A 14,766-nucleotide genomic window follows, 5' to 3' on the forward strand; every position below is an offset into this window, starting at 1 on the left:
GGTGGCACCTTCGGTGATCAGGAGGCGCTGGTCGTCAGTCCGGTTGAGGAACTGATCCACCTCGGTAAGACCGCCCTGCAGGGCCTGCCCGTCCTGGATATCGCCGTTGCGCATGGCTTCGACCTGGCCGGCTAATTGGCCGTCTTCGTGGTAGGCCAGGGCCTGACCTTGGCCGACGGTCGACCAGGCATTGACGGATTGCTCCGCGCTCAGATCGAGCAGGCTACCAGTGACGGCAACCAGACGGGCAGTATCGGCCGTGGCACCGCCAACGGCTTTTTTGCTGTTATCGACGAGGTCGCGCTGCTGCTGGAAGATCTCCTCTCGTCCGGTTTCGCTCAGCAGCCGGTGGTCGACGGTGACGCCCGCATCCAGCCCCGCCGTCTGCTGATCCCGCGTGGTGATCTGGCCTTGCGCTAAGTCCCGGTTTAAGCCGTCGGGGCCGTCGCTATCCTCCAGCAATTGGCCGCCCACCCGGATGTTCCCCTGGCCTAACGTGGCCTGGGTCCGGCCTTCGGTAATATGCCCCTCATTCTGCATCGTGAGGCTGGTGGTGCCGCTGGTATCGTTAGAACCGGCTTGGACATTAGAACCACTCTGGACACCAAAGCCGGTCTGCACGCCAAAACCGCTCTGCTGACTATGGCTACGGTCTTCCAGGTGGCTGATCGTCAACGTGTTCGTATCCAGGCTAAGCTGCCCGTGATCTTGCAGACTGCCGTCCTCGTTCACCGTGGCGTTGGCAATCAGGCCGCCCACCAGGGTGGTGTTGCGGGCGCGGATTTCGCTGTTCTCGCCATCGGCGATCAGCAGTTGCGTCTGCTGGCCCACCTGGCGGGCGTCGCTACTGCCATTGCCTCGGTTGACACCGCCCGTGGGCGTGATGCCGCTGCCACTGACGCTCAACCCTAAATTATCGCTACGGCTATTGTTGCGACTGCTGTGGGTATCCTGCAGGCTCTCAACGTGTAAGTTGCCGACATCCAGGTGGGCGGTCTCGGCCTGGACTTCCGCGCCCCGAAGGATGAGGTTGTCACTGTCGCTAACGAGGTGCCCCGCATTGATGCGGCTGTTGATATGCTGCGTGGTGCTGGAGCTGCTTTCGGATTCGCTGCGGCTGACACCGGCACTGACGTTGCCCCGAGTGCTGGCGCTGGCCGTGGCACTGCGGCTGCTGCTGGAGGCCTCTGTGGTGGCGCTACTGGTGCCGGCCGTGATCAGGACGTTCTGGCTGCCCAGGTTCAACAGGCCCGCACTAATATCGCTGCCTTGAATGGTGGCGTTAGTGCTGTTGAGCGTGAGGCTGCCGGCTTGGATCCGGCTGCCCTGCCAAAGCTTTTGGGTGTCGCTCTGGCTGCTGCTGGTCTGGGTGTGCTCGGCGTTGACGTTGGCATAGAAACCGGTTCCGGCGGAGGTCGATGCCGTGGTGGCCGCACTGGCCACCGCCCCTCCGGCGGCAATCTGCGCCTGGGCCAAATTGGCAGTCGCCGCCGCCAGATTGATTTCGTAGTCTTGCAGCGCCGATTCGGCCAGCTCGCCCCGCTCGACTTGGCGCTTGGCAGCGCGATACTGGCTTCTGGCATCCTCCACCGCCTTGCCGGCCTCATAGACGGCTTCTACGGCATACCCGGCATCGACGTAGGCATTACGGACACCCGCCGTCACGCGGGTGGTTTCTGTGTCCTGATGGACTTCGGTGACGATTTCATCCTGGTAACCGCCGATATGAATGTCGCCTCCGGCCTGTAGCAGGGCATCGCCGGCTACGTTGACGTCGCTGGAGAGTAGGCTGATGTCCTGCTCGGCGAGCATCACCAGGTTGCCGGCGTTCACGCTCGTGCCGCGGTAGGTGGTTGCGGTGGTGCGCTGGGTGGTGGTCTCGTCGGTCAGCTCCATCCCGCCGAGGGTGATCTCGTCCCTGCCGGCCGACATACCGACACCGCCCACGGTGGCGCGGGATTGGCTGGTTTCGCTGCTATGGGTGTCGGCGATGGCGTCTAGGCTGACATCGGCGGCCGATAAGACGGCGGTGCCGCCGGCACTCAGTTCGCCGGCAATCACTTTGATCTGCTCGCTGGCCGCCATAATCAGGTCTTTGCCGGCATCGAGCCAGGAGTCTTGGTGGGTCGTGCTGGCGGTGCGTTCGCTGCTGGACTCGGACAGCGTAAAGGTGGGCTTATCGATGCCGGGTGCCACGACATCCATTGCCAGCGCAACGCCGACCGCCGCTGCCTTGGTCAGGCTACCGACCGCCCCGCGGTAGCTGGTGGAGGTCTCCGACCAGCGCTCGTTCTGCAAGGCCAGGGTATCGACGATCAACTGATCCGGCGTGCCTTCCCCGTTGATCGCCTTGAAGCTGCCGTCTTCTTGTTGCTCCACGCGCAGGTTGCCGATCATCAGATCCTGCTCGGCGGTTAGCGCGGAGGCGGTGACCCGGATGGTGTCGTTGGCCTGTAGTTGAATGTTACCGCCGCTCAGGCTGCTGCCCGCCGCTGTCTGTTCGACGTAGCCGCCGCTGTAGGTATGGCGGCGCGAGCTAGTGGTACTGACGTACCCCTGCTGCAGGGTGGACTCGTTAACGCCAGCGGTTATGGCGATGGAGTCGGCACCGATGCTCAGGGTGCCCTCGGCGCTCAAGTCCGAGGCATGTATGGTGGCGGCACCGCCGGCTTGGATGGTCAAGTCGCCGGCGCTGTCGACGCGGCTGCCGTAGTGTTGGCTGCTGCCGTATTGGTTGAAGTTATTTCTGTTCTGCACCAGGCTCGTGGTCTGCTCCAGCTCCAACGAGCCGATGCTGACGTCGCCGCCGGCCAGCAGTTGTGTGCCCTGCTCGCCCTGGTTGCTGAGTTCGGCACCGATCAGCGATAAATCGCCGCCCGCCTCTAGCCGCATGCCGCCTTGGGCGTCGCCATCCAGGTAGATACCCGCCAGGCGATCCAGCCCGGTGCGGGAGAAGCTGGATTGGCCGGCCTGGGTGCTGGCGCTGTGGGTGGTGCTCTCGACGCGGATATCCCCGCCTGCGGTCAGGTCGATGCTGTTACCGGCACGGATCTGGCCGCCGATGTTGTTGATATCTTCCCGAGCCGCAAGGTTTAGGTCGCTGCCCTGCAAGCGCCCGCCCAGGTTGTCGATGTTGTCGGCATCGACCGCCACCGACGTCCGGCCGGCTAAAAGAGCGCTGTTGGTCAGGTTGCCGTCTAGCTCCAGCTCGATGCTGTTCGCGGCAATCAAGCCGCCGTCGCCCTGCAACTCGCCTTCGTCCACCTGAACGTAGACTTGGGGCACCAGCACTTTCTGGACGCTGCCATCGGCCAGAACAACCTCCTGCTCGACCAGCCAGACGATGTCGCGGGTCAGCTGCGCCATCTGTTCGGCCGTCAGGGCAACGCCGGGTATGAGCCGGTGCTCGTGGGCAAACGCCAGACCGGCATCCATCAGGCTGCGGTATTGCTCTTCTTCGCTGGAATAATCCGCTAGCAGGTTGCGGCCGGTTACTTGGTTGATCTGCTCGCGAATCAGGCGCTGCTCGTAGAAGCCGTCTCCAAGCCGCTTCTGGGTCACGTCGCCATCGACCTTGAGGATGTCGAGCATGTAATCCGAACCGAGCCAGTCTTTGTAGCTGGCAAAGCGCGGGTCGGTTTCGATCAGGTAGCTCGCCGACGGGTCCGGATGCTGGCTGTAAAGACTGGCGCTGGGCGGCGTGGCATCGGGCGTAGCCGTACGGATCAAGGTGCCGGCCTCCTGCCGGCCCAGGTTGTCGACGGCGCTGACTTCGGTAATGGTGCCGGGCGGGCTACCGGCTGGCACCCCCGCCACGGTGGCCGCAGCCGTTACTCGGTAGCCACTCCCGGCCGATCGGGTATTCGCTTCCTGCCGCGTCACAGGCAGGGTAATAGTGACGACCTCATCCGGCGGGCTGTAGTCGAGCACAGCCTTCCAGTCGCGCTGGTGATAGCGCTTGAAGCCGCCCCGCCAACGGCGGTTGGAGGCTTGGCTGGTTCCGACTTCGCGGATGATGTGCTCGCCCACCGCGTCGATGTTGTCCAGCCGATCCAGGCTTCCGGTCAAGGCTCCGCCGGCAATGATGTGGCTCTTGTCGTTGACGATGCTGCCGCTGCTGTTCAGCTGCATATCGCCGCCAGCGAGGATCTGGCCCGGCGCGGAGGCCACCACTTCGGTTTCCCATTCGGTACGGGTAACGATGTATTGCGTCCAGGAGCGGATTCTGCTGTCTTCAAAGCCTTCGTTGTACTCCTCGATCGCCGAATCCAGCTGCTCATAACGAGCCACGGTGTCGGCCTCCCAGGCTGCCAGGCTTTGCGCGTATTGGTTCCAGGCCGTTTCGTAGGCGGTCAAATCCGCCGTGTACTGCGCCAAGGCCAATGTGTAGGCCGAGCAGGCGGCTTCGTCGTAGCCGCCGCCTTCCTGGCAAGAGGCCTGAGCGACAGGATCGGGCTCGACCGGCTGCACCAGCGCGGGCGCGACCGGTTCGGGCTCGGGTGCGTGGATATTGAAATAGGCCCAGGCGGGATCGCCGGCAGGGTAGTCGGCGCCCGATAGCAGCACGCAGACTTCCGTGGCTTCATCCTCGCCCTCGCAGTCCTGCTCTCCGACGCGCGGTATCGGCGAAGCCCCTAGAATTCCGCTGTCTTCGCCGATATCGTCCGTTCTGTAGCGATATTCGCCCGCCCGGCTCCAGTTTCTCCAGACCAGCTCTTCTACCGGGATTCTTTCGCTCTGCCCCTTTGGCTGGATGTACATCCGTTCGGTGGGAGCCAGCGTCCGCGCTAGCCGGGTCGCAAAATGCTCGTTGGTGTTGCGCAGGTTGGCAACCGTCAGGCTCAGGTTGCCGATGGCCTCGATGGTGGCGCTGGCGTTGTGCAGTAGTGCGGCTTCCCCACGCGCATTCAGCTCGTCGTCCAGTTCGCCGCCGATATGCATGTCGCCGGCGCTGTAGATGAGCGCATTTTCCTGGTTGTACAGCCGGCCGACCCCCAGCTCCAGGCGCTCTCTGGCCGCAATGGTACCTGCCGTGGTAACGCCGGCCACGGTTTCCTCGCGGTTGCGCAGGACGTCGGCGGCAATGGCCAGCACGCCGCCATAAATCCGCCCGGTACCGATATTGGTCAGCGTCCCGGCCTGTAGGTGCGTTAGCCGACCGTCGATCAACCCGCGATTGGTCAGGGTGTTTTGCACCCGAATCCGAGTTTCGTTGCTGCTGACGATTTCGCCATCGACACTGTTGTCGAGGGTTCGGGCATCAATGTCGAGACGGTCGACTGCCTGCAGATGGCCGCGATTGCGCAGTGCCTGCCGAACGCTAAGCGCTACATTATCGCCAGCTACTTCAGCGCCGGCGGCGTTGGTGAAATCGCCGGCATCCACCTGCAAGTGGCCGGCTGCCAGCAACCGCCCTTCGTTGACCAATCCACCCTGCACCGCAAGTTGGGCATCGCTGCTGCTGACGATGTCGGCACCGGCTGCATTGGCGAGCTGCTCTGCCGCCATATGCAAATGCCCGGCGGACTGCATCTGCCCCAGGTTGTTGAGGGCTTCTCGGATGGCGAACTGGGCGTCTCCGCCGCTAACGATTTCGGATCCGGCAGCATTCTCCAGGTGGTCGGCCTCGATGCGCAGCCGGCCAATGGCTTGCAACTGCCCCTGCTCCAATTGCATGCCGGCGGCGTCGATGTCCAGGTTACCGGCCGACAGCACTTGGCCGCCGATATGCAGGTCATTCTGCGTCCGTATACTGAGATCGGCGGTTTCGGCTAAATCGCCGCCGGCAAGCAAACCGGCCGCCAGAGTTGCTTCGGCGCTGCTGACGAACTCCCCGGCCGTCAGGCCGACATCTCCCCGCGCGGCGATCAGGCCGGCGTTTTCCGCCCGCCCCTCGACGTTCAGGCGCACGGAGCCGTCGTAGGAATATAAATCTCCTGTATTGCTAAGCTGGCCCGCATCGACCTGAAGATCCTGCTCTGCCTGTAGCAGCCCCGTGTTGTCGAGGCGGCCGGAAACCTGCACCTTGACGTCGGCCTGGGTGGATTGAATGACGCCTTCGGCGTTGTCTAGCGCGCCGGCCTGGATCGAGAGCGACCGATTCGCCGTCAGCAGCCCATCGGTGTTGTTCAGCTCTTCCTGCACGGTAAGCTCGGCGGACTCCACGGCGAGAATCTGGCCTTGGCGATTGTCCAGCCGGTGCGCCTGGATCGTCAGCGTTTCGCTGTTGCTGGCCAGGTAGCCGTCGGTATTGATGAAGTCGCCTTCCAGCGCCAGCTCTAGGTCCGCCGCCCCGGTTTGGACGACGCTGCCCTGCCGGTTATTCCAGCTGTGCGCCTGTAGCTCCAGCTGTTCGGCCGTCAACTCCGCCTGATCCGTATGCAGAGTGTGCCGGGTGTGCAGTTGCATGTTGTCGGCGCTTAGCTGGGCGCCCGTGGCACGGATATCACCGGCCTGGGCGACGGCCGCAACGCGGTTTCCACTGATCAGGCTACCGGAAAGATCCAGCACATCTGCCTGCAGCCGCACATCGCCGGTGGCGATGCCTTGCCCCTGCAATTGAACGCTTTCTCCGGCGCGCAGCGAAAGCTCGCTCGCACCCGCCGTAGCCAGGGCACCGTCAGGCGTCATTCCGGCCACCAGAGACGATTGCCGATCGCTGGCGATGCGGCTGTTCCGGCCGGTTGTTTCGATGTCGACGTTACCTTGCGCCGCGATCAGACCGCCGCGCCGGTTGTCGACGTTGCCGCCCGAGTCGAGCCGGGCGTTGCCTTGGGCATAGATCGAACCGCCATCGTTGCTAATGCCATCGCCGCTCCGAATGGCCAAATCGCCCGCCGCACCGGCTTCGCCGCTGGCCGTAATCGAGCCGGTGTTGACCAGCCGGCCGTCGGCCGTGATGGCGATTTCGCCAGCGCTGGCGCCAATGTGCCCGGCATTGCTCACGCCTAACCCCGCCTCGGTACCGATCAGGGTGATCTTGCCGGCATACATGCCGCCCAGCGCGGCGACATCCAGGGCGAACTCGCGGTCCGGCTGATCCGACGACGAGGTTCTGACCGCGCCGACCGCCCCACCGCTGTAGGCGATGTCGTTAACGCCGGTGACCACTTGCAGGTCCTGGGCCCAGATGCCCGCATTCACTTCCACCGCCCGCGACAGCAGCTGGGTGTAATCGGTCTGGCTGGTATCCAGGCCCTGCCCGCGGATGGCGATAGTGCCTTCCCGCACGCGGTAACCTTCCAGGCTGCCGCCCTGCAGGATCGGCGTGCCGGTGGTCAGCGTTGCGCGGCTGGTATTGATGAACCCGCCGCCGTCAACGGAGATACCGGCCGGGTTGGCGATGATCACCTCGGCCCGTTGCCCGGCCACTTCGATATAACCGCTCAGATGGCTGGGCCGACTGCTGTTGACCTCGTTCAGGATGATCCGGGCCTCCCCCTGACTCAACCAGGGGTTGCCCTGCACCCACCCACCAAGCTGGGTTTGGGTGCTCGTGCGGCTGTTGTTCAGTACGGCGCCCTGCTGCTGGACGTCGAATTGCCGATAGCTGTTGCGACTGACACCGGCAGCGCTCGGCGTCTGGATGTTGACCAGCGGCAAGCCATTGGGCGTCTGCAAAAGCGTCGGCTGCTGATTGCCCGGCGCTTTCGGGTCAACTGTTATCTGTGCGGTGGCGGTGACGCTGTAACTGAACAGCGCACTGCCGATGACCGTTAATAAACGAGTATACCGATGGCCGCTCACGCTAGCCCCCCAATTCCGTTTTAGAACGCGTAGTTAAGATTGAAACCTGCCGTGCTGCCGGCAGTGTCGAATTTGTCCGGTTTATACAGGGGGACGCCGGCGAAAATATCGTAGCGCACCCCGAGCCAGGCGCCTCGCAGGCCCATCGCCGCGCCCGCTAGGTTACGGCTGACCAGATAGTCCGCACTGGGTCCATCCACCCGCCCGAAATCCAGGCCGGTGTATAACTCCTGCCGCCCCCACTCAGCGCGACCCCCAACTCATTGCGCAGCAGTAAGCCACGCTCGCCGGTTAAGCTTGATTCGCCGTCGAAACCGCGGACCGTATAGCGCCCCCCAATGGCAAAACGCTCCTGCGGCGACAACGGCGACCGATCCACCTGCAAACGCCCGGACAGGTTGTAACGCAGCGGCCGACTGCCCAGTTGCAACGGCACTGCCAGGTTGAAATCGGCGTTGACGATCTTGAAGCGAGATGTCCCCTCGCCAAACGCCTCTTCCGGTGCCGGCAAGGCGCCTAGCGCTCCGGTGCCGCGGCGATAATTCAGGCCCGCATCCAGCGCCGCATTGCCAAGGTACATCCGATGGTGCAACCCCATTTCCCAACCACTGGTAACGCGGCGCTGCACTTCGACTTCGGTGTCATCGATGTAATTACGCGCCTGCCGGTGGAAGCCCCGCACATGGCCGCTGAACTTATTGGTGGCATTGCGCCACAACAGGCGGGAGAGCTTCAGCTCGCTCTGCCGGTTGCGCCCGCTGTATATATAGGTCTGATTCAGGCCGGCAACCGATTGGTAATAACGGCCGTTACTGTGAGTCGCGGACAACAGCCAGTAACCATAGGGCAGCGAATAGTGGAAGGTATGCCCCCGCGACCCCCGCTTACCGGAGTCGCCGCCGCCCAAATCATGGTTGAAACTGACGTACATCAGATCGTTCAGGTTCAGCAAGTTGTCATAGGCCAGGGTTCCACTGCCTTGGTATTTACCCGTGGAACGGGACCCGCTGTCATCGACGGACAACGAGACGCGCCAAGGCAAGCGCTGTTCGTAAAGCACCAGCAGGTCGCTCTGGCCCGGTCGAGCATCCAAGCCGCTGACCGGCGCGACCTGGATATCGGCATCGGCGCTCGGCAGCCGCTTCAGGTTCTCCAGCCCCTGCTCCAGATCCCGCAAATTCAGTAGATCGCCGGGCGCCATCGGCAGAGCGTTGCGCAGCGGAGCACGGGCTGTCGTGCCCGGTGCCGGCCGAATCTCGTTGACCCGCCCCGGCAACAGGGTCAGCGTCAGGGTTCCCTGCGTTAGATCCTGCGGGGCAGCGAGTACACGAGTTGTAATATAGCCACGGGCAATCACCGCATTTTGAACGCGCGACATGACCAGGCTAATACCTTCGGCCCCCAGACACCGGCCAGTGGCCGGATCGCCTGGAAGATCGGCAGCCCGTAATGCCCAGAGAAAAGCCTCGGCATCGTCGCCCACGAGCAAAATTCGGTCGATTTCGAAACAAGGCGTTTCGTCAACGGGAATAGACCGGCGTTCCCGAATGGCCGGCACTTCTAATTGAACGTTCGGCTGCGGCTCCTGCTGCTCTCGGAGCCTGCGTTCACGTTCCTGCTGACGAATAAATTCCTGAGCCCCCAGATCCGCAGGAGAAGATGGTTCATTGGCATTCGCCACCCCCACTGGCAGGATACAGAGAACTGCAAGCAGCCAACTGCCCCAGCCCCTGTTCAATGTATACCCCACAACGCAATATTATTATTTAATGATCTTATTATATTCGAGCTGATTTTTTGCTGGCAAGAAGTAAAAGACGCTAACGGGAAAAAATAGGGGGGAGGCCAATCCTGCCAATAGAAAAAATGGGGGGACCGACCTATTCATACGGGTGGGGCGAAACCCCACGCCCCGCCCCGAGAACGCCCCTATTTCGTGGTGTGCCAAGCTATCGAAAACCTAACGCAGGCTACCGAAAAGCAAACCCACCCCTTGCCTCTCGGCCAATAGAGCCAGCACTCAGAAGCGTTTCGCTTCCCTCGACAAATCGCGAGGTTCTATAGGCAGCGCGCGACCTACGGCGCCTTGGGATGCGCCCTATTTCTCATGCAACCACGGCGCATAGCTTAAACCGACGAGCACCCCTTCAGGGCTTATGAATCGTGCAACGGTTTGCCCCCAAGGCTCCGTTCTAGCCTCATGCACAAACGTCTGGCCTTTAGCCTTCATTTCCTGCACGGCTGCCTCTACGGCATCTGCATCGGAAAGCTCAAATTCAATCGTTGCCGTCGGTTCCGGCACATGCTCGGGCCAGTCGTCTTGGCCGAAACAAGATTGAGCCGCCATACTAAGAGGCCATACACCAAAATGATTGGCGCCGGGAAATCTATCCATGAACAAATAGTCGTCTTGCCGTTCAAGCGGCAACCCCAAGAGATCTTGGTAGAGAGACGAGCTATCAACGGGATTCTTGGTAATAGCAGCAAAGCCGGCGATACATTCGATTTTCATTATTCTCTCCCTTCCTTTTGGTATCAAAAACCGGCTTCACTCGCCGGTTTTCGGGCACACGTCCTTCTCCCGCACACACCCTTAACGATCGCAGGAAAACGTGTGCTCATAACGATAAACAATGGCGGCAGCCAACACTGAACTTAACGTATCGACTCCAGCAGAGAAAACCATCCTGTTGCCGTTCAATCAAGTTCTCGTTGGGATTGGACTCGCCGATCGACAGCCCATCGACAGCCCATCGACAAGGAGCATGTTGGCAGCTCTTTTTCCGCCTGCCGAAGCCTGTAGCCCCGCCCGTAGCGGATACGGAACCGAGGTTGATAAACATCAATGCGCAACCGCCACAAAACGGTGATGCTGTTCACGTAAACCGCAACGGGTGATACGCGCACACAGCGGGTTTTGCCAGGAGGTTGCCATGTCGACGCTTTTCCCCGCCGCCGAGCCGCCGGACCTGCTTTACCGGCAAATGTTTCGGACCAACCCCGCGGTGAAACTGCTGCTGGATCCGCAGACCGGCATCATCGTCGATGCCAACCCGGCGGCAGCGGTCTTCTACGGCTATCCTCTTGAACAGCTAAGGGGCATGAAGATCTCGGCCATCAACGTGCTGCCGCCGGAGCAGATCCGCGAGCGCATGGCCGCAGCGCATAGCCGCCGACAACAGTTCTTCGAGTTTCAGCATCGCCTCGCCAACGGCGAGATCCGCGACGTTCACGTATTTACCGGACCGGTCACGGTCGATGGCCGCGAATACCTGCATTCGATCATCTTCGATATCAGCGAGCAGAAGCGCCAGCACGCTCAGCTCGAGGTGTATCGGGATCTCTTCTATAACCTCCCCATCGGGCTTTACCGCAACACACCGGGGGCCGACGGCCGCTTCATCGCCGTCAACCCTGCAATGCTGGAGATCTTCGACGCCCCCTCGGAGGCGGCCTTATTCGCCTGTCGCGTTGCCGACCTCTATGAGGAGCCCGCCAACAGGCAGGCGATCAGCGACGAGTTGTTAGCCCACGGTGCGATACACCGACGCGAACTACCGCTGCGGACACTGAGCGGGAGGTCGATCTGGGTCGCACTGACCGCCCGCCGGTCGCAGGAACCGGACGGCCGCGTGGTGTTCGACGGCATTGTCGAGGACATAACCACCCGCAAACAGGCCGAGACTCTGCGCGATCGCTTGACTCACCTGCTCGAAGCCAGCCCCGACTTCGTTTCCATCACCGATGCTCAGCAGCAGGTGGTTTACCTAAACGCTGCAGCCCGCGAGATGGTCGGCGACATACCGGAGCGGTTGCCGGAGGTCATCGGCCAAGTTCATCCGGAATGGGCGGCCCAACGCATCTGCGAGGAAGGCATTTCCACAGCGCTCGAAACCGGCCATTGGCAAGGCGAGTCGGCAATCCGCCTGCGCAATGGAGTTGACCTGCCGGTATCGCAACTGATCGTGGCTCGCCGCGACCGCGACGGTCAGCTGGACTGCCTATCCACCATCATGCGCGACCTTAGCGAAGCCAAACGTCAGCAAGCGGCACTGGCATATTTGGCCGGTCACGACCGGTTAACCGGCGTTATGAACCGCCTGCGTTTCGATGAAGAACTGGAGCGCCACCGCGACCGCGGGCGGCCCTGTCTGATCATGTTCGACATCGACCATTTCAAGCAGGTCAACGACCGCTTCGGCCATGCCGCAGGCGATCGGGTACTACAGAAGCTGGCGCAGGTTGCCCAGGCGCAGCTGCGGGAGACCGACCTGCTCGCGCGCTGGGGCGGCGAGGAGTTCATGGTGTTGCTACCGGACCGGAGCCTGGAGGTGGCAGCGGAGATCGCCGAGCGGCTACGGCAGACCATCGCCGACACGGATTTTGACGAGGTTGGCACCATCACCTGTAGCTTCGGCGTCGCCTGCCGTGCAAACGACGAGCGCCAGGATAACTGGCTGCGCCGAGTCGACGAAGCACTCTACCGGGCCAAGGCCGCCGGCCGCAACTGCGTACAGCTGGCAGCGCCGGAACGCGAACCGTGCCCAGCCCTAAGGCACCCCGCCTACGACCACGCTTAAACAGCTCGACTCCCGACTCGCCAGCCCGTCCCAGGCTGGGATGTTCGTGCCGCAGGAGGCTAGCACGAGGAAATCTAGGGTCGGCGACCTGTTCTCCCGCAGATTTTATTGTTTGAGTCGTTAGCAGGTGCTAACATCCGCGCCGTCTCATAGAAGCCGCCTGCCGCGGCTTCGGAGGGGAACCCGGTGCGAATCCGGGACTGTCGCGCAACGGTATGAAGGGTTGACCTTCGAGTCCGATTACCTCCGAGACACACTGGAATCTTCGCGAAAGAGAATCCGGTAGCAGTGCGGCCCTGCCTCTCTCTGCCCCTCTCCGTCCGATGATTTCACTTGCCCGCATTCGGCGGGTCGCTTACTCGTGGAACAACGTAACGGCTGAACGGCGGACGCTCTCCTCCTCGATTTCTCCTCGGCTCTCGGGGCTGGCTATACGTTGGTCCTCGACTCATGGGGAAGAATAATGACGAAAAAGAAGCTGGCAGCGCTCGCCATCGCGCTTGCTGCGGGCGTGGAAGGCGTACAGGCAGATACCACCGCGCTGGAGCCGATCCTCGTTGAGGCAGTTGAGGAGCAACTGTCAGGCGAACTCGGGCGCTTTGGCAACCGCGTAGAAGTGATCGACCGCGAGCAGATTCGCCGCAGCGGCGCGGTCGATGCCGCCCAGGCCATACAAATGCTGGTGCCGGGCCTCTACATCGCACCCAAGCACGGCCGTTTTGACTACGTGCAGGCCTCGTTACAGGGCTCGCGTAGCACCGATGTGCTGTGGCTGGTCGATGGCGTACGGATCAGCAACCGCCTGTTCGGCGGCACCTCGCCGCTGGACTCTATCCCTGCCCACATGATCGAGCGCATCGAGGTACTCAAGGGCGGCCAAAGCCTGTTTTACGGTACCGATGCCCTCGCCGGCGCCGTCAACATCGTCACCCGCAGTTTTGCCCGTGAGACGGACGGCGAGTTGGGGTTCGGATTCGGCACCCTCGGCGAGCGACAGGTAAGCGGCCTTGTGCGCGAGGAGATCGACGGCCATCGCTTCGTGCTGTTCGCCAGTCACGCCGAGGCGACCGGCTTCACACCCTACCGCGACAAACACATCGAGCCCAGCGCGCGCGCCGGCGGCACCCGCCGCGGCTATGACGTAACCAGCATGGGCGGCAAATACCAACGCCAGTTCGGGCGCGACGCACGGCTAAACCTAAGCGTCATCCGCAATGACGCCGCCGTCGATTTCGCCCGCGCGACCGATAACTTCCACACCGTCAACGACCGCGTGGAGCACATCGTCACGCTGGGGTGGGATCAGTACCTCAGCGATCGCTTCGCCTACTTCGTCAAGGCCTATTACCATGACTGGGACACCGAGTATACGCGGCTGTATAACACCGAAGAGCCGGATGAGCTGGAGGTGCGCAACGATCGCGACCCCTGGGGCTACGAGGACTACGGACTAAACGCCATGGGGCGCTGGTTCTTCGACCGAGGCGACGAGCTGGTGTTCGGTGTCGATGTCCAGCGTTACCGCGGCGAGGACGCGGTCGCCAACATCGCCACCGCAACCGAAACTGTCTATGCCTTGTTCGGCCAGTATCGCCCGCACCTGAATTTTGCCCCGCGCACGGCACTCGCCATTGGGGCGCGCTACAGCTACGCGGACATGGCCACCTCCAATCTCGTCGGCAGCGTGACTATCCAACACCCGCTGAGCAACAACCAATATTTGCGCGGCGGGGTTGGCACGGCATTCCGGCTGCCCGATGCAAACCAGCTTTACGCCAACGACGTCAACGACCCGGACCGCACCCGCGGTAACCGTGAGCTTGGCGCCGAAGAGAGCGTTTACGCCGAGCTTGGATGGGGCGGTACAACGCCTTTCCCGGCCGGCCCGCTGCGCTGGGAATTCATCGGCTTTGCGCGCGAGGTGCGCGACCTGATCGGGAGGCAGGAAGTCGACGGCGTGAACATGTTCGTCAACTTGGACGATGCCGTACGCAGCGTGGGCGGCGAGTTCATCCTCTCGCTGACGCTGTCGCGAAGCTGGAGTCTCAACATCAATGCCACCGTCAGCCAGACCGAACGGCGCGGAACCAGCGAGCAAATCGATGCCGTGCCGCGTTATTTTGCTAAAAGCCGTCTCGATTACGACGCCGGCGGCCGCTACGGCGCTGCGCTAAGCGCCCTCTACGTCGGACCGGTGTGGGCGGAAACCGACATCGGCCGCCTACGCTACGGCGAGCACCTTATTGCCGACCTCACCGGCTACTACCGGTTTGGGCCGGGGCTGCGGCACCGCCTCGCTCTGCGCCTGGAGAACATCGGCGACGCCACCTACGCCTCCAGCGTCACCACGCCGAAACGGGATGTCACAGAGGAGCATTACCGAGTAGATAATCTAGGCACTCCGCGTAACTTCCAGCTCAACTACATGTATCGGTTCTAG

General features: G+C 62.3%; 5 protein-coding genes and 1 riboswitch. Of the genes, 2 read left to right on the forward strand and 3 right to left on the reverse strand.

Translation table 11 applies throughout. The features are described 5' to 3' along the window. From CAI21_RS20140 to CAI21_RS20150, 3 genes are all read right to left on the reverse strand, one after another. Positions 1–7,746 (reverse strand): two-partner secretion domain-containing protein (locus tag CAI21_RS20140; RefSeq protein ID WP_116303939.1); only part of this gene is annotated, 7,746 nt, incomplete at its 3' end. Positions 7,747–7,903: 157 nt separating this feature from the next. Beyond that, positions 7,904–9,484: a ShlB/FhaC/HecB family hemolysin secretion/activation protein gene (locus CAI21_RS20145; protein ID WP_220348931.1), complete on the reverse strand. Its 1,581-nt coding sequence runs from the start codon at positions 9,482–9,484 to the stop codon at positions 7,904–7,906. A 360-nt stretch (positions 9,485–9,844) separates the two neighbouring features. Beyond that, complete coding sequence (locus tag CAI21_RS20150) at positions 9,845–10,258, reverse strand: VOC family protein (RefSeq protein WP_116303940.1); 414 nt, start codon at positions 10,256–10,258, stop codon at positions 9,845–9,847. 421 nt (positions 10,259–10,679) lie between these two features. Here CAI21_RS20150 and CAI21_RS20155 point away from each other — a divergent pair, with 421 nt between their 5' ends. Together CAI21_RS20155 and CAI21_RS20160 are read left to right on the forward strand one after the other, a co-directional pair. Beyond that, a complete protein-coding gene (locus CAI21_RS20155; protein ID WP_116303941.1) occupies positions 10,680–12,326 on the forward strand; it encodes a sensor domain-containing diguanylate cyclase in 1,647 nt (548 codons plus the stop codon). 132 nt (positions 12,327–12,458) lie between these two features. Next, positions 12,459–12,592, forward strand: a riboswitch (cobalamin riboswitch). 197 nt (positions 12,593–12,789) lie between these two features. After that, complete coding sequence (locus CAI21_RS20160; RefSeq protein ID WP_116303942.1) at positions 12,790–14,766, forward strand: TonB-dependent receptor plug domain-containing protein; 1,977 nt, start codon at positions 12,790–12,792, stop codon at positions 14,764–14,766.

It is taken from the genome of Alkalilimnicola ehrlichii (assembly GCF_003399765.1).
In the GTDB taxonomy this organism is placed as follows: Bacteria; Pseudomonadota; Gammaproteobacteria; order Nitrococcales; family AK92; genus AK92.